We start from the raw sequence: 22,438 nt of genomic DNA, 5'->3' as shown, positions 1-22,438 counted from the left end.
TAAACACATCACTCTTGCATTGGAAAGTGAAGAATTACTCTTCTTCTTCCAGATACGTATAACCGTATAAACCACTTTCAAATTCAGTCAGGAATTGCTCTTGTAATGCTTCATCTAACTGTGCATTTTTTACTTGAGTGCGGAAACGTTCTAGTAGCACGGCAGGATTTAACTTAACGTATTGAAGCATATCAGCAACCGTATCACCCTCTTCACTGAGTTGATAAGTCAGATTCCCTTTTTCATCAAGATAAACGTCTACAGCTGCAGTATCACCAAATAAGTTGTGCATATTACCTAAAATTTCTTGATAAGCCCCCACCATAAAGAAGCCAATCATCGGTGGATATTCAGGATCATAAGCAGGCATTGGCATGGTTGTTTCAACACCATCACCATCAACATAGTGATCAATAATACCATCAGAGTCGCAGGTAATATCCAACAACACTGCACGACGATCTAATGGTTTATCTAAACCCTCTATTGGTAAAACAGGGAAAAGCTGATCTATTCCCCATGCATCAGGTAAAGATTGGAACAGTGAGAAGTTAACATAGAACTTATCTGACATACGTTCTTGTAACTCATCAATAATAGGACGATGAGCTCGATTACTGGGATCGAGATCGTATTGAATACGACGACAAATATTCAAATACAGCTCTTCTGCCCAAGCACGCTCTGTCAGGCTTAACATGCCATGAACATATTGAGTATGCACATCATGAAGGTCTAATTGGCTATCATGTAGCCATTCACGTAATGAACGACTATGCCCTTTAGTTTGCATCTCTTCCCATGTTTCCCAAAGGCTTGCAATAGGTCTTGCAGCATCTTCCTCTGGTGGTGTAATAGCTGTAAATTCATTACGTTCAACACCAATCACATTAGAAATCAGTACAGTATGGTGTGCTGTTAATGCGCGCCCTGATTCCGTAATTACCGTTGGATGAGGTAAATCATTTTCATCACAAGCGTCACCAATCGCCCAAATAACATTATTCGCATACTCATTAAGGCCATAGTTAACCGAGCAATCAGATTGTGAGCGAGTCCCTTCATAATCCACACCTAAACCACCACCCACATCGAAATACTGAATATTTACACCCAATTTATGCAATTCAACATAGAAGCGTGCAGATTCACGAACACCGGTTGCAATATCACGAATATTTGCCATCTGAGATCCCAGATGGAAATGCAATAACTGTAAGCTATCAATGCGACCAGCTTGGCGTAACATATCAATTAATTGCAGAACTTGTGTCGCAGCTAAACCAAATTTTGATTTTTCACCACCACTTGCCTGCCATTTACCTGATCCTTGAGAAGCAAGACGAGCGCGAACGCCTAAACGTGGAATAACCTCTAAACGCTCAGCTTCTTCCAATACCATTTTTATCTCAGACATTTTCTCTATCACTAAGAAAACTTTATGTCCAAGTTTTTCGCCCGTGAGCGCTAAACGAATATATTCACGATCTTTATAACCGTTACACACAATCACAGAGCTTGTCATATTGGCATGAGCAAGCACAGCCATTAATTCTGCTTTAGATCCAGCTTCTAAACCTAAAGGTTCACCTGCATTGATCAATGATTCAATAACACGGCGTTGTTGATTAACTTTAATTGGATAGACTAAAAAATAGTCACCTTTATAACCATAAGCTTCACGCGCACGATGAAACGCCGCATTAATAGAACGCAAGCGATGTTGTAAAATCTGAGGAAAACAAAAAAGCGCAGGAAGGCGCAAATGTGAATACTCTTCTTGCACTTGCTTAACTAACTCTGTTAAGTCCAACGTTGCCTCAGGCACATCAGGATTTGGGCAAACACTGATATTTCCCCGATTATTCGCTAAATAGTACCCACCACCCCAATATGTGATGTTATAGGTGTGCTGCATCTTGCGAGCGATGTTATCATTCATGACATTCTCCTTAGGGAGTATGAGTTTATACCTTGCCTGTCACTATAGTAGTCAATTATCTGACAAAAATCTGAAACGACTGATAAATAACAGTTAGAAGTAATGACTCACTATATATTTTTATATGATTATCCAGCTATACGCAGGACATAATAGTAGAAAGTTCTTGAGTTAACCTATAACGAGTTAACACAATCACCTATTGGCAAGCAACAGACAACTTCGCTCCAAAGAGAAAGAGCTCAAAGAGGAGATTACTCTAGATATACTACGTGTATAGTATTGGCGAGTACTGTTTTGGTTTTTGAAAAGATTAACCTGTAGACAATGGATCATTACCCATTCACTCCACACATGACTTAAACCTATAAGCCATTTCCCTAACAGAGAAACAGGATCAGAAATCCTGCGGTTTACACTGTGTTCAGATTTCACAGTAACCGCGAGGTTATACCTTTAGTTAATTAAAAATGCAAAGCAAAAAATACAAAAAACTTTTTTTTCTTTATCTCCTATTTTCTCAATACAAAAATAGCGAGTAATAAAAAATAAGATCAACTGTTCGATTCTACTTTCTCCCTATATTTGATTAAAAAAAGCTGGAATTAAGGAGAGAAGGGTCGTAAAATAGACGTCTAGATGTTAAAACATCCATCCTTAAACCGTTTGTATTAAGGTAACGAGATATAATGACTACACACCTATTTACTTCTGAATCAGTCTCAGAAGGTCATCCAGATAAAATTGCAGATCAGATTTCTGATGCTGTTCTGGATGCGATTTTAGAACAAGATCCAAAAGCACGCGTTGCCTGCGAAACTTACGTTAAGACAGGCATGGTTATGGTAGGCGGAGAAATTACCACCAAAGCTTGGGTCGATATCGAAGAAATCACACGTAATACCGTTCGTGAAATCGGTTATACCAGTTCCGATATGGGCTTTGATGCTAATTCCTGCGCAGTTATCAGTGCGATTGGTAAACAATCACCAGATATCAACCAAGGTGTTGACCGAGCTGATCCTTTAGAACAAGGCGCTGGCGACCAAGGTTTAATGTTTGGTTATGCAACCAATGAAACTGACGTATTAATGCCAGCTCCAATTACTTATGCTCACCGCTTAGTTCATCGTCAAGCACAAGTACGTAAAAGTGGTACTTTACCTTGGCTACGCCCTGATGCGAAAAGCCAAATTACCTTCCAATATGACAATAATAAAGTTGTCGGTATTGATGCAGTTGTTTTATCAACTCAACATTCTGAAGATATTTCACAAAAAGATCTGCATGAAGCCGTGATGGAAGAGATCATTAAACCAGTTCTACCCGTAGAATGGTTAAATGAACAAACTAAATATTTCATCAATCCAACAGGTCGTTTTGTTATCGGTGGCCCAATGGGCGACTGTGGTTTAACAGGCCGTAAAATTATTGTCGATACTTACGGCGGTATGGCGCGTCACGGTGGCGGTGCTTTCTCTGGTAAAGATCCATCGAAAGTAGACCGTTCAGCCGCTTATGCAGCACGTTACGTTGCTAAGAATATTGTTGCTGCTGGTTTAGCTGATCGTTGCGAAATTCAAGTTTCTTACGCAATCGGTGTGGCTGAGCCAACATCAATTATGGTAGAAACATTTGGTACTGAAAAAGTCCCAACAGCACAACTTATTCTGTTAGTACGTGAATTCTTTGACTTACGTCCTTACGGATTAATTCAAATGCTAGATTTACTGCACCCAATCTACCAAAAAACGGCTGCTTACGGTCATTTTGGTCGCTCTGAATTCCCTTGGGAAGCAACAGATAAAGCAGAAATCTTACGTGAAGCTGCGGGTTTAAAATAATCCTCTGCCATTAACATCACACTATTAACTAAATGTTCAATGCATTAAATACACAAACGGGAAGCACTGGCTTCCCGTTTAATTAATTCATTAAGAATATCAGTATAAAATAGTTTGTTATTGTGGCTTACGCACCAATCCAATTAACAGCCAACCCGCAATCATCGCAAGGACAAATAAAATACCTTGATAAAACCCTGCACCCGCTAATACCAAACCTGGGCCTGGGCAAATCCCCGCTAATCCCCAGCCAATACCAAATAACACACTCCCCAACACGAGAGGTTTATCAATAACCTTATTGGTTGGAATATTCAAAGGGCATGCTAATACACTTTGTTGTCTACGGCGTGTTAGTTGGTAACCTATCACACTGACAACCAATCCAGCTCCCATGATTATCAATAAAGAGGGATCCCAATCTCCAGTAATATCCAGAAAACCTAGAATTTTTTGCGGATTGCTCATTCCCCCCACGATCAACCCTGCACTAAATAGAAGACCACAAAGAAAAGCAACGAACTTTGTCATTTTATTAGCCTCCTATTACATGACGCTGAATATAAACAGTGATAAAAGCCGTCACCATAAACACTATCACAGCAACGATAGAACGACGCGATAATCGAGCTAATCCACAAATACCGTGACCGCTGGTGCAACCATTACCTAAACGTGTACCCGCTCCCACCAGCACACCTGCAATGATCAACATCCAAGGCGATGTTTCAATCACTGGCGCTAAAGGTTTATCAAAAAAATAAAACAGTGTAGGTGCGATTAGCATGCCAATTAAGAATGCCCAACGCCAGCCATTCCCCTGCTGTTTTGTTGATAAAATACCACCTAAAATTCCACTTATTCCTGCGATGCGACCATTAAATAACAATAAAATAGCGGCAGCCGCACCTATCATTAGTCCACCTATTGCCGCACTTAAAGGCGTAAAGTGAACCCAATCTATATTCATAACTTAACCTGCTATAGGGCAATAAAGCTGATAAAGCGTATTAAGAAGCACTAATACTTTTTCATCAGCAATAGAATAGAAGATACGTTTCCCATCACGACGAGTATTCACTAATCCTTCATTGCGTAAAACAGTCAGTTGTTGAGAAAGTGTTGGTTGACGTATACCTAAACTTTCTTCTAATTCACTCACACTTTTTTCGCCCTGACTTAATTGACACAATAATAAGAGGCGATCGCCATTTCCTAGCGTCTTAAGCATGCTAGACGCTTCATTAGCCGCCAATTTCATTGCATCTAATAAATCAGGTTGAACTCGTTGTGTCATGGTAAACTCCATAATCAATATACTTTTTAATAATATGTTAATTTATATATTGTGCAAGTTTTCTTTTTATTGCGTGTTTGTATAAGGCGCTATATGCTCTGTAACATGAAAACGGTAAGAATCCCCATCGCCTTAGTGCAAAGCGTTATGCGAACACTGCGTGAAAAATTGCAGCAGGCTAATCTTTATCTTAATACAAATTACCCAGAACCTACTCTACATTATAATCAGAGAGGAACTATTGCAGGCAGTGCCTATTATGCAAATTGGGAAATCCGTATTAATCCTACATTATTGATTGAAAATAAACAGAATTTTATTGAAGAAGTTATTCCCCATGAACTGGCACACTTATTAGTTAATCGCCATTTTGGTCGTGTAGCGCCTCATGGAAAAGAGTGGAAATGGATGATGGAAACAGTATTAGGCGTTTCGGCTAAACGTACCCATCATTTTGATGTTAGTACCGTTAAAGCCAAAACTTTTCGTTATGCTTGCCATTGTGAAGAGAAACATCAGCTCACTATTCGTCGTCATAACAAAGTATTACGCGGAGAAACACAATACCGTTGCCGCCATTGTCAGGCTATATTGAAATTTATAGGAAATTAAAACAAATAGATAAAAATAAAGCCGATGTGTTAATTAAATCACATCAGCTTTATCTTGAGAATGAAAATGAATATATAGGATTGTCTTAGGCAAACTCGCTCATCACATGAGATGCGATTTCAAAGTAAATAATAAGACCTGTACCATCAATTAGCGTTGCAATAAACGGTGCTGACACAACGGCTGGATCAATACCTAAACGCTTTAATACCATTGGAATAACCGACGAAACAATTGCACTCCAAACCGTGATTGAAATAAGCGTTAAACCAACAACAATCATCACTTCCATACCAACGCCTAAGAACCAAGCTCGAACAAAGCCCGCAATCCCCATGGTTAACGCAACCATAATAGATGTTGTTATCTCTTTTCTTAAAACGGACCATACATTGCGTAAGCTAACTTCACCTAACGCCATCGCACGAACAAGCGTTGAGGTGATTTGTGTTCCGCTATTTCCGCCAGTACCAATCAATAATGGAATAAAGAATGCCAATGAAATAGCGGCTTCTAATCTATCTTCAAAAGCATGTAATACCGTACTGGTATACGCTTCTGCCACGAACAGCATCAATAACCATACAACTCGTTTACGCCATAATGTTACTGGGCTGGTTTCTAAATAAGGCTGCTCTAATGGTGACGTTGCCCCTTGCATCTGGGCGTCAAGGGTATTTTCATCTTCAATCAATTCTGCAATATCTTGAGGACGTAACACACCCACTAATTTTCCAAAATGCATCACAGGTACACTGTCTAAACCGCTATGGCTAATCAATTGATACACATCATGTCGATTCTGTTCAGGTGATACAGAGAAAAAAGTTTGACGCATAACATCAGACACAAATAGATCATTTGCCGCGGTTAATAATGATTTAACAGGTAAAATCCCATTAAGATAATTATCTTTATCAACAACATAGAGATAGGTTGGAATTAATTCATCTTTTAAATCATTAACCAGTTGAGCTTTTACATTCTCAACTGAATCGGCAACAGAAACCGCAATATAAGATTGGCTCATATACGCGCTAACCGTTGAATCATCTTTTAAACGATTGTATTGATCTTGTGTTGAATGATTTTGTGGTGTGTTTAAGGATGCATCTGCAACTAAGACAGCATCCATTTTGTTTTGAGTATTGAAAGTCATTTTTGTGGTTCCCTATTACTGTTTGTGTTTAGCAAATCAGTTCTCCATAGGGGCGAAACCAGAAGCGAGAATGCAAAAGCTATCTACACGTCTCGGTTTTAGCACTATACAACGTATCCGATGAATACTGGAAGTTACATGGGGATATACCTTCGGTCGATATATCCTGTCCTAATCTTGGGCGTCTCTCGACGTCGTCAGATCAGTAACCTGTGTTTGTATAGGAGCCTCGCCTAACGAGATACTGCACTTTTCTTGCGAATGCGCGCGCATTATAACCACTCACACTATAATGAAAAGCACGATAAGGATTTTGTTTAAGTTCTATTGAAAAACAGCCCGTAATATTCATTATGCAATTAAATAATATAATTACATTCGAAACTGATATATAAAAAAGAAATGAAGTTCTCCTACAATATCAAAAATCATATAGTAAAAGATAATCTGTTTATTAATTGATTATTTAAATGCTAATTTTTGTACTCTTATTTCTTCTGCCTGTGAAAATATTTCTTTTACTGTTTTACCATCTAATGATTGGCACATTTTACGAGTAATAATATCCGAATTTTTATGACGACCAGCGATCACTAAATCATTAAAATTAATATCATTAAGGATCGCTAATTCTATTGCTTCATCAAAACGCGCTTGTTCATCAAGGGGAAGTGAATTGCGCATTTCAACAATTGAGATACGTAGCGACTCTACATTAGAACCATCAAGGGTTTGTTGCGGTTTTTCACAACCAGATAGCATGACACTAAACAAACAAATAACTAACATTTTTTTCATATATCCCCCCTTATCCAGTCAATAGTTTAAATAATAGCAGAATGTTTATAAGGAAACTCCCACTAACTAAAATATATTTTTAATTAGTCATCGTTGACAATATTTTTATTATTCTGAATAAATAAAAACCTTCTTTAATTAAAAATAAAGAGAAGTATTTTCCAGATTATTCGTTTTTTTAATGCGAAGAATAGACATAAAAAACCCTGTTAATAAATTAACAGGGTAAAAAACAGGAAAGTAGAAGGAAATATTTAATGGAAAAAAGAGGTTAAGCGAGCTCAACATCTCCTTTTAAACGACAACTACATGCTAAGACATAACCTTGAGCTATCTCTTCAGCCGTTAATGTACTAGTGCTGGAAACATCATAATCACCACTAACAATTCGCGTTTTACAACTACCACAAACACCTGCACGACAAGCAGCGAAAACAGGTACTTTATTCTCTTCCATTGCCGTTAACAAAGTGACACCAACAGGAACTTTAATTTGCGATAATGGATGACGAATAGTCATGGTTAATTGTTCATTTTCATCAACACAAACAGGTTCATCACCAAAACGTTCCATAAAGATATTCTCAGCCGGTACACCAAGATTTCTTGCAAAACGTCCTGTATCTTCCATGTAACTATTTGGGCCACAACACATAACAGTACGACTCGCAATATCAGGTACTAACGCTGCTAGTTTTTCTTGAGAAATGCGTCCACTAAATAACCCTTTATTGTCAGGTAATTTAGACATCATAATAAAATTGAGATTATAGGGATACGCATTGGCTAATTCGATCCACTCTTTCTCAAAGATAAACTGGCTTTGTTCACGAATATTAAAAATAACCGTGATATCTGCTTTTGGCTGATTATTTAGCAACCAACGTGTCATCGACATTACAGGGGTAACACCACACCCTGCGGCTAACATTAAATAGCGCGCATCTTCTTTACCTGCACAAGTAAATTCACCTTGGGCATCAGATAACCAAAGATAATCACCCGGTTTTACTTGTGATGTTAACCAACCTGAACCGATACCATTTTCTAAACGGCGAACAGTTAAAGTGACAAAAGGGCTTAATCCTGGAGAAGATGAAATGGTATAAGCACGCATTATTTCATCACTATTATTGATACTAACCAATGCAAATTGGCCTGGTTTGTATGAATAAAAGTCATGATTAATTAAATTTAGTGTCCACACTTCAGGGGTTTCCTGAACAATTGAGTGAACCTGCATACGATTAGGACAAAGGGAACTTGGCATCGTCATGGATATTTATTCCTTACCGAAGCCCGTAAGCCTCGGCAATGATGATGAATTAAACGATTAAGCTGAAAGGATCTCTTTAAGATCTTGTTCTGGTGTAGTAATTGAGCGCATACCGAACTTCTCATTTAAGACCGCCAGCAGATTGTCTGTTAAGAACGCAGGTGCTGTAGGGCCGGTATAAATGTTTTTTACGCCTAATGAAAGCAGAGTTAATAAAATAACAATCGCTTTTTGCTCAAACCAAGACAAAATTAAGGACAGTGGTAAATCATTGACACCACAGCCTAATTTTTCAGCTAGATTAACTGCTAGCATAATCGCAGAGTAAGCATCGTTACACTGACCCACATCAAGTAAGCGTGGTAACCCTTCTAAAGTACCAAAATCTAATTTATTAAAGCGGTATTTACCACACGCCAATGTCATAATTAAACAATCTTGTGGGATTTCTCTTGCTAAATCAGTGTAATAACTACGCTCACCACGGCTACCATCACAACCACCCACTAAGAAAACGTGACGTAATTTTTTCTGTGAAACTAAATCAATCACTGTATCAGCCGCATTTAATAGTGTTTCACGACCAAAACCAACCGTAATTAAATGCTCAATTTCGCTATATGGGAAACCTTCTAGTGATTGTGCTTGGTCTATCATTTCAGAGAAATCATCACCAGTAATATGTTTTACGCCCGGCCAGCCAACAATACTACGCGTCCAAATACGATCACCGTAATTACCCACATTAGGATCAATAATGCAGTTTGATGTCATTAGCACAGGGCCTGGGAATTTCGCAAATTCAATTTGCTGATTCTGCCAACCACTACCATAGTTACCCACTAAGTGTTTGTATTTTTTAAGTTCTGGGTAACCGTGAGCAGGTAACATTTCACCATGGGTATAAATATTGATGCCTTTACCTTCTGTTTGCTCAAGTAGCATTTGTAAATCTTTCAGGTCATGGCCCGAAATTAATATTGCTTTACCCGCAACAGGACGCACATTAACCGTAACTGGCGTTGGGTTACCATAAGCTTGTGTTTCACCTTTATCCAAAATTGCCATAATGCGGAAATTCATTTGGCCAATGCCCATCGCATTTTCTAACAATTCATTCATATCAGCAGGATCAGTCCCTAACCACGCCATATAACGGTGATACTCTGCATAAATTTCATTATCGTATTGACCTAAAACATGCGCATGTTCCATATAAGCCGCTGCGCCTTTTAAGCCATATAAACACAGCATACGTAAACCATGAAGGTCATCACCAATCTGTGCTTTATCACCATTTAAGGCAAAAAGCTGGGCTTGTTTTTGTAAACTATCTAAATCATTTCCAGCTAATTGAATTTCAGCTCTTGGATTAGTGACTTGAATCGCTGCATTTTTTGCTAAGGTACGAGATTTTAGACTTTCACGGAAATAGATAGCTTCTTTCGCATAGCCGACAATACGATCAGAATCAAAGTTGACGTTAGTTAATGTAGAGAAAAAAGCGCGAGGCGCAAAACTGTCTACATCATGATCAATAATATCAACACTACGTGCCGCTAATGCCCAAGCAGAAAGCCCTTCCAATACAGCAACCAGTAAATCTTGGAGATCTGAAGTTTCTGCTGTTTTACCACACATACCTTGCGCATAGGCACAACCATTGCCTACAGGCGTTTTCATTGTTTGTTCACATTGCACACAATACATATCGTATTCCTTCTAATTATAAGATAACGCTTTATTTTTATAAGTTGCATTCTATATGCAACATAAGAATACGCCATTTTTATCAGAGAGAAAGTGCAATATTGAACAATTTAAATGTTGTTTGATCTAACGCAATTTCTAGTGAATCTTTTAATATCTCTTTTTTTATCTTTTGATCTCACATAAGTCTAAAGCCTGCTTTTTTAAACAGATTGCTTAATCGCATTACACCTTTAATAAGTAAATAAGAAAGAATATTGAAGAATAACGGATGGGTATTTTTTATTTAATTATATAAAGACTGATAGATGAAACGATTAAGTTAATTCATTTTTGTTAAATCCGTAATATTCATTACTATTTTTTATAGTTAATATCACCTATTGCATCAATAGCTAATCAAATTATTTCATTTGATATATGTTATTAGCACGAGTATTACGAAATGAAACTATAAGTTTAAATGATGCTCACCCCTACATTGGAGATTAAAAATGATTAAATTAAATAATGTTCCATCAGAATTTCGTCCTCTAGAAAGCTACAAAATGCTAATTGGAGGAGAATGGGTAACTAGCACATCGCAAAAAACAACTAAAACCTATAGCCCTGCAACCGGTGAATTACTAAGTGAATACCAATCAGGAAGTGCCGAAGACGTAGATCGCGCAGTCACTGCCGCACGTAATGCATTCAAAACATGGAGTAAAACATCTCCAGCAGAGCGTCAAGCCCTCTTATTAAAAATTGCAGATCGCTTAGAGCAAGAGCAAGAACGCTTTGCTTGGATTGAATCATTAGATAATGGTAAGCCACTCAATGAGTCGAAAAACATAGATTTACCTGCCTCTATTGACCATTTTCGATATTTTGCAGGCGTGATACGCTCTCATACCGATGAAAGTGCCGTCCTAGACGAAAATACTATTAGCCTTGTTATTCGTGAACCCATTGGCGTAGTTGGACAAATTATTCCATGGAATTTCCCATTATTGATGGCAGCATGGAAATTGGCGCCAGCAATTGCCGCGGGTGATACTGTCGTAATAAACCCAGCAACACTGACTTCCCTTTCATTATTAGAGCTAGGTCGTATTTTAAATGAAATATTACCAGCTGGTGTAATTAATATTGTTACGGGACGTGGATCTGTTGTAGGACAAGCTATTTTAGAGCATCAAGATATTGATAAACTGGCGTTTACAGGTTCTACCAATGTGGGTTATACCGTAGCAGAAGCAGCAGCGAAAAAAATGGTTCCAGCAACATTAGAATTAGGCGGTAAATCAGCCAATATTGTGTTCCCTGATGCAAATATGAAAAAAGCAGTCAAATATTCAGCATTAGCTATATTGATGAACCAAGGACAAGCTTGTGAATCAGGTTCGCGTCTGTTCTTACATAAAGATATTCATGATGAATTCTTGAAAGCATTAAAAACTGAATTTGAGAGTATTCGTGTCGGTGATCCCCTTGATCCTAATACACAGATGGGTACACAAGTTAGTCAAGATCAAATGGATACCATCTTAGGTTACGTTGAACTCGCGAAAAAAGAAGGTGCAACTGTTTTAACAGGTGGTGAACGTATTACGGGTGAAGGTTATGATGACGGATTCTTTGTTCGTCCCACTATCATCATCAACGCAACAAACCAAATGCGTGTAGCCCGAGAAGAAATTTTTGGGCCTGTATTGTGTGTTATTCCATTCGATAATGAAGATGAAGTGATCGAAATGGCGAATGACTCTGAATATGGTCTTGGTGGTGGTGTTTGGACTCAAGATATTAACCGAGCCTTACGTGTTGCAAAAGCAGTAAGAACTGGTCGTATGTGGGTTAACACTTATCACGAACTCCCAGCTCATGCACCATTTGGGGGTTACAAAAAATCAGGTTTAGGACGTGAAACGCATAAAATGATGTTAGATGCTTATAGCCAAGTGAAAAATATCTTCATCAGTATGAAAGAATAAGATTATCTCTCTTTTCTAAATTCTTATAAATATAATATCTATACTCATCTCTTCGCCTTCTCCCCAGAAGGCTTTTTATTATCTGTAATTTCCCACACTTTAAGTTACCACCATAAAAAAACCGTATGCCAAATTTTAAGTGCATACGGTTTTTGTGTTGTGTTTTTTAGCCAATAAGTAAGAACGAGTTACTCTGCTTCGGCTTCTTTTTTGTTCACTGGATGAGTTTCTTTATCTAACCCAATATTATCAGCGTTAACATCTTTTATATGATCTCTTGTTAAACGATAAACAACTGGGCTTAATAAAGCTAATGCGATTAAGTTAGGAATAGCCATCATTGCATTAAGTGTATCGGCTAACAACCAGACAAACTCTAATGATTGCGTTGCACCAACTGGTAACGCAATTAACCATGCAACCCTAAATGGTGTAATCGCTTTAGGTCCAAAAAGATATTGCACACATTTCTCACCGTAAAAGCTCCAACCTAAAATCGTGGTAAATGCAAAAATGGCTAATGCAATTGCCACAATATAGTTACCACCCGGAATAGCGGTAGAGAATGATGCAGCGGTTAATGTTGCTCCACTTTGCCCTGTTAGCCATTGTCCTGTGATAATAATAGTTAATCCTGTTACAGAGCAGACAATGATGGTATCAATAAAAGTCCCTAACATCGCAATCAAACCTTGGCGAACAGGATTTTGTGTTTTTGCCGTTGCATGAGCAATAGGCGCACTACCCAATCCCGCTTCATTTGAGAAAACACCACGCGCTACACCAAAACGGATCGCAGCCCAAACAGCGGCACCAGCAAACCCACCTTGAGCAGCAACGGGCGTAAATGCAGATTTAACAATAAGGACAATAGCATCTGGGATCGCAGTGGCATTCAGTGCTAAAACAACAATACCTGCACCAAAATAACCAACGGTCATAATAGGAACTAATTTACCGGCAACATCAGCAATACGCTTAATGCCCCCAATTAATACGGCACCAACTAAAACAACCAGAACAATAGCGGTGATTGTGGTCGAAATACCAAAGTTACTTTCTAATACATCAGCCACAGAGTTGGCTTGTACTGTATTACCAATACCAAACCCCGCAAAACTACCAAAGACAGCAAAAACAGTACCTAACCAAACCCAATTTTTACCTAATCCATTTTTGATGTAATACATTGGCCCACCAACATAGTTTCCGTATTTATCAACTTCACGGAAACGTACCGCAAGCACGGCTTCTGAATATTTGGTTGCCATTCCCACTAATGCCGTCATCCACATCCAAAACAATGCCCCAGGACCACCTAAGACAACCGCCGTTGCAACACCGGCAATATTACCAGTTCCGATAGTGGCAGATAGTGCAGTCATCAACGCATTAAATGGCGATATTTGCCCTTCGCCTCTTTTATCATTTTTCTCAAATAAAAGTTTAAACCCTGTACCTAATTTCCTAATAGGTAAAAAACCAAGTCGAAACTGCATAAAAAGGCCGATACCGAGAATACCGACAAGCATCGGAACTCCCCATACCACGCCATTTATAGCGCTTAATATGTTTGTGATGAAATCCATAATTTACCCTTTCTCGTCCAAATGTTATATAAATATGTCTTTTTTGTTATCAATTACACTAAAGATGAAAAAGTGAAAATATGCTAGAAAAAAAAACGACTAAATCTAAAATTGATTACGTTATGTGAGAAATATCACTTCAATACAAAATTACGCTATCATTACGTTCATTGTTACAATACATAAATCAAAGTTATGCATAACCGTAAATCTATCCAAAATAGCCAAAATGAACGACGTTTTAATTTATTCAGAAAAGCACAAGAGACCAACCTTGCACCACTGAAAGTCCTGCTACTGTCTGCTATAGTCGGTTCGCTTGCAGGATTAGTGGGTGTTTTATTTGAAAAAAGCGTGAGTTGGGTTATAAATTTTAGACAAGAAGAGCTCGTCAAAACCTTCACCAATCCTTATGTTCTTGCAATTAGTACATTGCTCTTCTCCTCTATTTTAGCGATGCTAGGTTACTATTTAGTCAAGAAATTCTCACCGGAATCAGGGGGATCTGGTATCCCTGAAATTGAAGGAGCAATGATAGATATTCGCCCAGTTCGTTGGTGGCGAGTATTACCAGTAAAATTTATTGCTAGTATTGGAACATTAGGTTCAGGAATGGTATTAGGTCGAGAAGGCCCAACAGTTCAATTAGGCGCCAATATCGGTCAGCTCGTAAACGATATTTCTCGGGTAAATGATAAAGAGTCACGCCATACTTTATTAGCTACAGGAGCCGCCGCGGGATTAACCGCTGCTTTTAATGCGCCTCTGGCTGGTATTTTATTTATTATTGAGGAGATGCGACCTCAATTTAAATACAGTCTTATTTCAATTAAAGCGGTCTTTATTGGCGTTATTATGTCTTGCATTGTTTTTCGCCTATTTAATGGTGAAGGCGGTGTTATTCATATCGGTAAATTTTCATCTGCACCACTAAATACACTCTGGTTATATTTAGTTTTGGGGATGTTATTTGGCATTATTGGCGTTATATTCAGTAAATTACTTTTCTATGTCCAAACACAATTCCAACATTTTTATCAAGATAAAACCTCACGTTTTGTTTTAACCGGCGGTATTATTGGTGGGCTTTGTGGTCTATTGGCACTAATTATTCCTGAAATTACTGGCGGTGGATTTAGCATTATTCCAGCACTCAGTACCGGACAATATTCTCTTATTGCACTGTTACTTTTCTTTATTTTACGAACTATCACATCTATTATCAGTTTTGCCTCTGGTGCTCCTGGCGGTATATTCGCACCTACTCTAGCACTTGGTACTCTATTTGGTAGCGCATTCGGATTAACTGCAACCTTGCTTTTCCCTGATTATCAAATTCAAATTGGTACGTTTGCTATTGCAGGGATGGGCGCGTTATTCGCAGCAACGGTAAGAGCACCTCTAACAGGGATCGTTCTCGTATTAGAAATGACGGATAATTATCAGCTGATCCTGCCTATGATCATTACCTGTTTAGGTGCAACTATGTTGGCGCAACTATTAGGTGGTCGCCCTATCTATACGGTTTTATTAGAGCGGATATTGCAAAAATCTGAGGCAAAAGAGCAAAAGACCAAACCCTAGATATTAAAAGCAATAAATCACCGCAACAATAAAATTCACTTAAACAGATAAAAAAACACCCCAATTATTTGGGGTATTTAAAAGAGATAATAGTTATTAACTATTTTTTGCGTGCGATTAAAGTAGCAAAATTTAAGGCGATACGATTACCATTGGCATCTGTTTTATGTAAATGACCTGGGTTTTCATTATATTTGATGATTTCCCAGTCTTTATAATAATCCGCTAACTCGCCTTGACGTAAAAAGGTCTTAAAAGGAATTTCTGCAGGATCACTATTTGACGATTCAACAGGACAAACAATTACATTGATACCGTTAGAGTTGGTACATTCCTGCATATTTTTAATAATACTTTCAATACGCTCCCGTTGGCAGAACATCAATACAACGGTTGAAAGAATAATATCGTATTTCTCAGTAAGTGAAGCTTCATTAATATCATATAAGCCACTTTTTACCGCTAATCCTGTTTTGGTTTTAACTGTTTCAATAGCATCAATATGTGAAGCATTAATATCTAACGCTGTTACATCATAACCTTGAGACGCTAAATAAAAGCTGTTTCGACCACGACCAGCACCTAAATCTAACACCTTACAAGGCTGAGTAAACGTTGCCATATAGCGTACTTCAGAATGGGGTAATGATAAGTCGTTTTCTTTAAATAACTTATCTTCTGGAGCACATAAAAAAGAGAGCTGGCAACGTACATCATCACTCGCTTTATCAATTTTATGCCACTGTTGAGGCTGAATTAGAGGTGGTTGGTTTTCTATATCACAATCCACCGAAATTTGTGAACCATCATCATTAAATACAACAAATGTCATATTACCTTGAAGGACTCGCATTTGAGCATAAGTACCTTCCTTTGTATTGTGGCGTTCTAACAACGCTAAAGGAATGGATGTGCGAGTCCACTCTGGCATTGTTTTATAATTTACAAGTTCCATCATTCAACCTCACTTAAGATGCATTTTAAATACATCTTATTGTAATCACGATCTTTCGTAAAGAAGGTTTTATCAAGATTATGATTTTAAATATTTGTTTAACAGCAAATTAGTCACATCTGAGGAAGAAATAGATTCACCACACAAAACTTTCATCATAATTTCTTTACCTAATGATGCTAAAGAAAATAACATATCTGGGCGTAACCGACTGATTTTATCTCTATTTTCATCTTGATTAATAATAGTGATCAATTTGGCATCAACATTAGAACATTCTTGGATAGTCAACAAAATAAAGGTATTTTCTGCATCACTTTCAGATAAAGTCACAACCCAACTTGCTTTCGCGATATTGGCAGATAGCAATGTTTTAAGATTAGTAGGATCACCTTCAATAATATTGGCTTGAACATCATAGGAGGCTCTATTTTTATCAACACAAATCGCAATAACGGGTTTCCCTTGTTCTCTTAGCCCTTTTTCTAACTGAGAAGCCAATGCTGATGAACCAATAATAATAAAATGATTATGCATTTTAGCGATCCTTTTCTTAACAATATCGCGAGTGCCGCGCGCAAGAAATCCCATGACATACACAATGGAAGTAGTAAAAACAGTTATTCCCAAGATAACAACAGTGAGAGTAAAAATACGTGCATTCGTGCTAATTGGCACAATATCGCCAAATCCTAGTGTCGTCATACAGACGATAGAAAAATAGAATGCATCCATTAATGTTGTAATATGTGGTTTAAATTCATCGCCAATATAAAGACTTCCCAGCATTGAGAATAACAGCAAAGAAAGAGTGCAGATAAAGGCCACAAAGCCTGCGCTAGTTAAACTATGATGTGGAAATGCACGCCAGCTTATTAACAACCCAATCGCTAAAATAAAAGAAAAACAGGATTGAAAGTCCATTTGCTGATAAACAGCGACATCGAGAAAAACAATGGTGGCTAATAAAATCAAAGAGACACACCACGCAATTCTGGCACCAAGATACATAAATATTGAAAGCAAAATTAATGCGCAACCTAACATTACCTTAGGTATATCGAGCAGTTTTAATACACCTAAGGATTTTAGCCATGCTGAAAAACCATGAATTTCCCAATCCAGATAAACACCACGAGACAGCAAAATGGAATAAATGATGAAAATACCATTTAAGATAAGTAATAAAGACATCATTTTTCTTGTCACTTTAGATGTCTCTATCATATTTAATATTGCGGATAATTTCATATTAGATATTGTGAATACTCAGCTAGTTATTTAAAGGTATATTATCTAATCCTTGAAATTTAAAAGGCTCTGCAGGTTTAAAATGACTTGTAGCATCAGCTGAATAGATTATCGATTGCTCTTCACCTAATGGTAATGTCATTACTTTCCCACTCTCTTTTGAAAAATCAATTTCTTTTAAATTAACCCAAAAGATATTCGGCGATAATGCGGATTCGAAAAAATATAATTGGTTTTTATGATCAGCCACTGTTCTCCAGCGTGTAGATGATATTTCTGGTGATTCAACTGTACTTAATCCATAAGGTACAGATACATTTCTGATCACACCAAATACGCTAGCGAGCGATTTTTTACTCGATTGAGCTTTAGGAATGGCATTCACATAAAAAGAAGCTCGGGCAAAACGATCTGAAGCACGATTAGTCCCTGGTAACATCACGGTTCCACCAATTTGTTGCCAATAACTATTCAACGCTAGCTGTTCTGAAAAAATAGGAGAGTTCGTCATCACTTGATACTCTTTACTGTGATGAATCACTTGCCTTCCATTTATATATTCAATAATGGCGCTATCTCCCGTTGCATCTGAAAGCGAAAGATGTAGTGTAGCCATTCTATCTTGCCCAGGAACTTTATCCGTCAATACAATAAAAGGCTCACTGTCTAATGCATTCACGGCTTCTTCGACCGAAGCAAAATTATCTAACACATACTGTGCCCATGCAGAAATTGAAATAGCTGGTTTTTCTTTGGTATATGCTGGATAATTAGACTCAGCCAACCACAATAAATTAGCTACTAAACCTTTTTCATTCATGCCATCTGTTGTAGAAATATCATAACCAGATGCAATTACGCTTCCATATTTAGATGTCCATTTTATCGAATTATCACCAGCTTCTCCCGAACGTTGCATCCCCTGTGGAAATATCCATAAATTTGTTCCTATGTCATATTTCCAGTCCATTGAGCGAGCCGTAATAATTTGATTATTGTCTCCTAAATAAACAAGCCGAGTACATGCATCAGCATCAGTAATACCTACTGTGAAAAGACCAGATATAAGTAGAGTACCCAAAAAAGTATGACGTAATTTTTTCATTATGACTCTTTCCCGTTAAATAAATAGATGATTTCTTTATCATGACCTATCTTTACACTGACTAAAAATCGATAAAACCTTAAAATAAATATTAGTCCTATTAAAAAATAAAAATTATTACTTAAGTATAAGATCATTCATCATGATTGTGCATAAAAAAACCGATACGTTAAAGTATCGGTTTATAAATCATCTAGATAATAAAAGGGTTTATTACCTTACAAAAAGTATTTAATTACGCTTTTTTTACACCTTCAATAGAGATAATTAACTCTGCTTCTTGTGATTTTGGCCCTAAGTCTGATTTAAAATTAAACTCTTTCAGATTCACTTTACCCGTTGCTTCAAAACCAGCACGGTAACCTTTCCAAGGATCAGTACCTTCACCAATTAATTTTGCATTTAATGAAACAGGTTTCGTTACACCATTTAATGTTAAATCTCCTGTAACGACATAGTTTTCGCCATCACGAGTCACTTGTGTTGAAACGAATCGAGCTTCAGGATATTTACTTGTATTAAAGAAATCAGCACTACGTAAGTGCTTATCGCGTTCTGCGTGATTAGTATCTAAACTTCCTGTTTTAATTACGACATCAACTTTGTCTTTTGATGGATCTTCTTTATCATAGCTAAATGTACCATCGAAATCTTTAAAAGTGCCATATAACCAGCTATAGCCTAAATGTTGGATACGAAACTGTACAAATGCGTGTTGACCTTGTTTATCAATAGCATAATCTGCTGCTAAAGCAGTACTTGCATTAAATAACAACGCACCTGCAGTTAAACCTAATAAAGCTTTCTTAAACATTATTATCTCCATAATCTCGTTTTATAAGTTTAATTATTTAGTCCGCATTCCTAGCATGCGTTTTAACGTGACATCTTTATCAATAAAATGATGTTTTAAAGCACCAGCAGCATGTAATAGCGATAATAAAACCACTGCCCAGGCTAAATAAAGATGAATATCACCAGCTAAATCTGCTTGTTTTGCTTCTCCAGTAAAAATGGCAGGTACAGAAAACCAATCAAATACAGATATAGCTTGTCCATCAGCAGTCGAAATTAAATAACCGCTAATCAGAATAGAAAATAAGATTAAATATAAAAGCATATGTACAATATGAGCACTAATACGTGTCAGTTTACTGTAACTTGATAAAGCTTTTGGAGGTGGAGAAATCCAACGCCATATCACTCGCACTATCAAAACAATAAATAAAAGAATACCAATGCTCTTATGTATTTCAGGTGCAGAATGATACCAACTATCATAATACCCTAATGTCACCATCCAAAGCCCTAAAGCAAACATACCATAGACAGTAAGCGCCATCCCCCAATGTAAAAGGAGTGACAAGTGCCCATAGCGAGACGCATTATTTCGCCATTGCATAATAAAAACCCAATAGTTTCCAATTCATTAAGATAATGTTACATAGTCTAGTATATCTAGAGTAAATTGTTAGCCCATAGTTCAACAAATAATTTGCTTATCATTATCAATAATAATCAATAAGTAATGAGCTCTTATTAGTCACCCTGCTGATTATTTAATCAGTGCCATAGTTGAATTTTTTTCAAAATAAGGTAGGTATATTGGTGGGTGTTTATATACATAATAAAAAGAATAAATATAGAGGTATAAATAAGAAACGAAATAAGATTAATACAACATTTGCCTAACTATAAAAACAATTGTTCCCTTCATTTATCCTAAATTAGAACTTATTAAGAAAAATACAATAATAATTAGAGGAACCGTAAAAAAAACGGATAACCAGCGCATTTCACGTATAACGCCAAAAATAATACCAACAATACAAATAAAAAATATAACTGGCATCATTTCTGAGTAATGATCATGACAATAGTGCATTAATAAATTAATCCACGGGTGATCGTTTTGCATATGAGAATTTCAACCAATAAAAATAAATTTTAATTAAGATAGAGATAAATTACTATCATTAATAAATAAAACAAGCGTTATATTATAAATATCAATCATCGCGCACAAAGATATTAAAACACTTCATATTTCAAATAAAGAAAACACTGATAAATAAAAATAACAATTTAAGCCAAACTTACAAAAAGATAAAACAAATAAGGTGAAATAAAACAAAACGCCACAATGAAAGCAATATCATTATTAATATCACCTTAGTTAAATGAAATAATAATTTCATTTAACTCCAAATAAAGAACATTAATTTCATAAAGTTATTATGAAATCAGTAAACAATAAATAAAATAGAGTTTTAAACATCAAATAATTACCTTTAGGTTATTCATTTATTTGGAATTAACTCTATATTTCATTTTAAATATTATTAGCTAAAAACATTCAAATACCATGCAAAAAACACTACAATTACAATAGTATTTTTATTGAGGGCACTATGTCTACTGCAACAAATCTGAATGAACTACAGGAACAAGTTCGCTCCCGCTATAATGGATTAAGTAAAAGGCTACAGCAGGTTGCACATTATCTACTTGATAATAAAAACAGTGTGGCATTTGATACAATTGCAATCCTTGCAGATAAAGCAAATGTTCCTCCATCGACATTAATTCGTTTTGCCAACGCATTTCATTTCAATGGCTTTAATGAAATGAAACAGTTATTTCAAAATCACTTGATGAATGAAATGGTAAATGAAAATGAAAATTTAACTTATAAACAAAAATATAAAGAGGAGCCTCCTAATCTGAATGAGCCTGCCTATATTTTGCAAGAATTTGCTCAAGCAAATAGCCATTCATTGCAACAATTGGCAAATCAGACTCACAGAGAAATGTTAAATAAAACATTACAATTGCTCGAACACGCTGACACAATTTATATTTGTGGCTTTCATCACTCATTCAGTGCTGCAAGTTATTTTTTTCATGCTCTCTCGCATATCTCTTGTGAGACTGTTTTTGTCAACAGTCTAGGTGGAATGTACAAAGAGCAATTAAGAAACATTACGCATCGTGATGTACTCTTTGGTATTCACTTCCACCCGTATTCAGATGAAATGCAAAAAATGTGTGAAATGGCAACTTACAAAGAAGCAAAACAGATTATTGTTACTGATAGTCCAATTAGCCCATTAGCGAGTTTAAGCGATGTTTGTTTAACTGTTAAAGAAGCTCAAATAAAAACCTTTCGTTCTCAAACGTCAACCATGTGTTTACTACAAGCAATCTCTGTCGCTTTTGCCTTTAGAAAAAAACATTAATAACTTTTTTATCCTAAACTGTATCTTAATTAAGATACAGTTTTTTTATAAAATAAATATTTATTAAGTACTATTAATGAACAACAACTATTAAACACATA

General features: G+C 36.7%; 19 protein-coding genes and 1 riboswitch. Of the genes, 5 read left to right on the top strand and 14 right to left on the bottom strand.

The window, feature by feature from the left end; genetic code table 11:
- Positions 1–34 precede the first annotated feature (34 nt).
- Positions 35–1,942: a biosynthetic arginine decarboxylase gene (speA, locus tag DK861_RS07825; RefSeq protein WP_109399752.1), complete on the bottom strand. Its 1,908-nt coding sequence runs from the start codon at positions 1,940–1,942 to the stop codon at positions 35–37.
- Between the two features lie 689 nt (positions 1,943–2,631).
- On the opposite strand from speA, the gene metK reads away from it, so the two are divergent.
- The gene (gene metK / locus DK861_RS07820) at positions 2,632–3,786 is read left to right on the top strand and encodes a methionine adenosyltransferase (RefSeq protein ID WP_006533789.1); all 1,155 of its coding nucleotides are present in this window, start codon (positions 2,632–2,634) and stop codon (positions 3,784–3,786) included.
- A gap of 117 nt (positions 3,787–3,903) precedes the next feature.
- On the opposite strand, the gene DK861_RS07815 is transcribed toward metK, so the two are convergent.
- Genes DK861_RS07815 through DK861_RS07805 form a run of 3 tightly spaced genes read right to left on the bottom strand, consistent with a single transcriptional unit; the run spans position 3,904 to position 5,083 of the window.
- On the bottom strand, positions 3,904–4,317 hold the full coding sequence (locus tag DK861_RS07815) for a YeeE/YedE family protein (protein ID WP_006533790.1): 414 nt from the start codon (positions 4,315–4,317) through the stop codon (positions 3,904–3,906).
- Between the two features lie 4 nt (positions 4,318–4,321).
- Positions 4,322–4,756, bottom strand: a complete 435-nt coding sequence (locus DK861_RS07810; RefSeq protein WP_006533791.1) for a YeeE/YedE thiosulfate transporter family protein — start codon at positions 4,754–4,756, stop codon at positions 4,322–4,324.
- A gap of 3 nt (positions 4,757–4,759) precedes the next feature.
- Positions 4,760–5,083: a metalloregulator ArsR/SmtB family transcription factor gene (locus DK861_RS07805; protein ID WP_036912417.1), complete on the bottom strand. Its 324-nt coding sequence runs from the start codon at positions 5,081–5,083 to the stop codon at positions 4,760–4,762.
- 105 nt (positions 5,084–5,188) lie between these two features.
- Between DK861_RS07805 and DK861_RS07800 the strand changes: the two genes are divergently transcribed.
- Positions 5,189–5,695 carry a SprT family zinc-dependent metalloprotease gene (locus tag DK861_RS07800; RefSeq protein WP_147280391.1) on the top strand — a complete coding sequence of 169 codons (507 nt, stop codon included), beginning with the start codon at positions 5,189–5,191 and terminating at the stop codon, positions 5,693–5,695.
- An 85-nt stretch (positions 5,696–5,780) separates the two neighbouring features.
- On the opposite strand, the gene mgtE is transcribed toward DK861_RS07800, so the two are convergent.
- The 4 genes from mgtE to hcp all read right to left on the bottom strand — a co-directional run bounded on the left by mgtE (position 5,781) and on the right by hcp (position 10,638).
- Positions 5,781–6,854, bottom strand: coding sequence for a magnesium transporter (gene mgtE / locus DK861_RS07795; protein ID WP_006533794.1), 1,074 nt, complete (start codon positions 6,852–6,854; stop codon positions 5,781–5,783).
- Positions 6,855–6,930: 76 nt separating this feature from the next.
- Positions 6,931–7,102: riboswitch (M-box (ykoK) riboswitch) on the bottom strand.
- Positions 7,103–7,316: 214 nt separating this feature from the next.
- Positions 7,317–7,652, bottom strand: coding sequence for a DUF6694 family lipoprotein (locus DK861_RS07790; RefSeq protein ID WP_006533795.1), 336 nt, complete (start codon positions 7,650–7,652; stop codon positions 7,317–7,319).
- Between the two features lie 271 nt (positions 7,653–7,923).
- The gene (gene hcr, locus DK861_RS07785) at positions 7,924–8,928 is read right to left on the bottom strand and encodes an NADH oxidoreductase (protein WP_109399750.1); all 1,005 of its coding nucleotides are present in this window, start codon (positions 8,926–8,928) and stop codon (positions 7,924–7,926) included.
- Positions 8,929–8,985: 57 nt separating this feature from the next.
- Positions 8,986–10,638, bottom strand: coding sequence for a hydroxylamine reductase (gene hcp, locus DK861_RS07780; RefSeq protein ID WP_109399749.1), 1,653 nt, complete (start codon positions 10,636–10,638; stop codon positions 8,986–8,988).
- 494 nt (positions 10,639–11,132) lie between these two features.
- Between hcp and DK861_RS07775 the strand changes: the two genes are divergently transcribed.
- Positions 11,133–12,614, top strand: coding sequence for an aldehyde dehydrogenase family protein (locus DK861_RS07775; protein ID WP_109399748.1), 1,482 nt, complete (start codon positions 11,133–11,135; stop codon positions 12,612–12,614).
- Positions 12,615–12,802: 188 nt separating this feature from the next.
- Here the strand turns inward: DK861_RS07775 and DK861_RS07770 are convergent, their stop codons facing one another.
- On the bottom strand, positions 12,803–14,203 hold the full coding sequence (locus DK861_RS07770; RefSeq protein ID WP_072063403.1) for a sodium:alanine symporter family protein: 1,401 nt from the start codon (positions 14,201–14,203) through the stop codon (positions 12,803–12,805).
- A gap of 195 nt (positions 14,204–14,398) precedes the next feature.
- Between DK861_RS07770 and clcA the strand changes: the two genes are divergently transcribed.
- A complete protein-coding gene (gene clcA, locus DK861_RS07765) occupies positions 14,399–15,787 on the top strand; it encodes a H(+)/Cl(-) exchange transporter ClcA (protein WP_109399747.1) in 1,389 nt (462 codons plus the stop codon).
- A gap of 100 nt (positions 15,788–15,887) precedes the next feature.
- On the opposite strand, the gene tehB is transcribed toward clcA, so the two are convergent.
- The 5 genes from tehB to DK861_RS07740 form a co-directional block, all read right to left on the bottom strand.
- On the bottom strand, positions 15,888–16,742 hold the full coding sequence (gene tehB / locus DK861_RS07760) for an SAM-dependent methyltransferase TehB (protein WP_072063405.1): 855 nt from the start codon (positions 16,740–16,742) through the stop codon (positions 15,888–15,890).
- Positions 16,743–16,820: 78 nt separating this feature from the next.
- Positions 16,821–17,936, bottom strand: coding sequence for an NAD-binding protein (locus DK861_RS07755; RefSeq protein ID WP_239452149.1), 1,116 nt, complete (start codon positions 17,934–17,936; stop codon positions 16,821–16,823).
- 79 nt (positions 17,937–18,015) lie between these two features.
- Positions 18,016–19,101, bottom strand: a complete 1,086-nt coding sequence (locus DK861_RS07750) for a linear amide C-N hydrolase (RefSeq protein ID WP_109399745.1) — start codon at positions 19,099–19,101, stop codon at positions 18,016–18,018.
- Between the two features lie 232 nt (positions 19,102–19,333).
- Positions 19,334–19,912 carry a YceI family protein gene (locus DK861_RS07745; protein WP_109399744.1) on the bottom strand — a complete coding sequence of 193 codons (579 nt, stop codon included), beginning with the start codon at positions 19,910–19,912 and terminating at the stop codon, positions 19,334–19,336.
- A 33-nt stretch (positions 19,913–19,945) separates the two neighbouring features.
- Entirely contained in the window at positions 19,946–20,500 is a 555-nt protein-coding gene (locus tag DK861_RS07740; RefSeq protein WP_072063409.1) for a cytochrome b, read from the bottom strand.
- Between the two features lie 1,009 nt (positions 20,501–21,509).
- Between DK861_RS07740 and DK861_RS07730 the strand changes: the two genes are divergently transcribed.
- Positions 21,510–22,337 (top strand): MurR/RpiR family transcriptional regulator, encoded by an 828-nt coding sequence (locus DK861_RS07730; protein ID WP_072063411.1) that lies wholly within the window; start codon positions 21,510–21,512, stop codon positions 22,335–22,337.
- Positions 22,338–22,438: the final 101 nt, after the last annotated feature.

Source organism: Proteus sp. TJ1640 (assembly GCF_003144445.1).
Taxonomy (GTDB): domain Bacteria; phylum Pseudomonadota; class Gammaproteobacteria; order Enterobacterales; family Enterobacteriaceae; genus Proteus; species Proteus penneri.
The sequence above is the reverse complement of the archived record's forward strand: the minus strand, read 5'-3'. Positions and strand labels throughout refer to the sequence as shown.

Bases quoted from the DNA above. Each gene is read 5' to 3' on its own strand.
- DK861_RS07810 (WP_006533791.1), bottom strand. From the start codon at position 4,756: ATGAATATAGATTGGGTTCACTTTACGCCTTTAAGTGCGGCAATAGGT.
- clcA (WP_109399747.1), top strand. From the start codon at position 14,399: ATGCATAACCGTAAATCTATCCAAAATAGCCAAAATGAACGACGTTTT.
- DK861_RS07745 (WP_109399744.1), bottom strand. From the start codon at position 19,912: ATGTTTAAGAAAGCTTTATTAGGTTTAACTGCAGGTGCGTTGTTATTT.
- speA (WP_109399752.1), bottom strand. From the start codon at position 1,942: ATGAATGATAACATCGCTCGCAAGATGCAGCACACCTATAACATCACA.
- DK861_RS07740 (WP_072063409.1), bottom strand. From the start codon at position 20,500: ATGCAATGGCGAAATAATGCGTCTCGCTATGGGCACTTGTCACTCCTT.
- DK861_RS07730 (WP_072063411.1), top strand. From the start codon at position 21,510: ATGTCTACTGCAACAAATCTGAATGAACTACAGGAACAAGTTCGCTCC.
- hcp (WP_109399749.1), bottom strand. From the start codon at position 10,638: ATGTATTGTGTGCAATGTGAACAAACAATGAAAACGCCTGTAGGCAAT.
- metK (WP_006533789.1), top strand. From the start codon at position 2,632: ATGACTACACACCTATTTACTTCTGAATCAGTCTCAGAAGGTCATCCA.
- DK861_RS07815 (WP_006533790.1), bottom strand. From the start codon at position 4,317: ATGACAAAGTTCGTTGCTTTTCTTTGTGGTCTTCTATTTAGTGCAGGG.
- DK861_RS07770 (WP_072063403.1), bottom strand. From the start codon at position 14,203: ATGGATTTCATCACAAACATATTAAGCGCTATAAATGGCGTGGTATGG.
- tehB (WP_072063405.1), bottom strand. From the start codon at position 16,742: ATGGAACTTGTAAATTATAAAACAATGCCAGAGTGGACTCGCACATCC.
- hcr (WP_109399750.1), bottom strand. From the start codon at position 8,928: ATGACGATGCCAAGTTCCCTTTGTCCTAATCGTATGCAGGTTCACTCA.
- DK861_RS07775 (WP_109399748.1), top strand. From the start codon at position 11,133: ATGATTAAATTAAATAATGTTCCATCAGAATTTCGTCCTCTAGAAAGC.
- DK861_RS07800 (WP_147280391.1), top strand. From the start codon at position 5,189: ATGAAAACGGTAAGAATCCCCATCGCCTTAGTGCAAAGCGTTATGCGA.
- DK861_RS07805 (WP_036912417.1), bottom strand. From the start codon at position 5,083: ATGACACAACGAGTTCAACCTGATTTATTAGATGCAATGAAATTGGCG.
- DK861_RS07790 (WP_006533795.1), bottom strand. From the start codon at position 7,652: ATGAAAAAAATGTTAGTTATTTGTTTGTTTAGTGTCATGCTATCTGGT.
- mgtE (WP_006533794.1), bottom strand. From the start codon at position 6,854: ATGACTTTCAATACTCAAAACAAAATGGATGCTGTCTTAGTTGCAGAT.
- DK861_RS07755 (WP_239452149.1), bottom strand. From the start codon at position 17,936: ATGTCTTTATTACTTATCTTAAATGGTATTTTCATCATTTATTCCATT.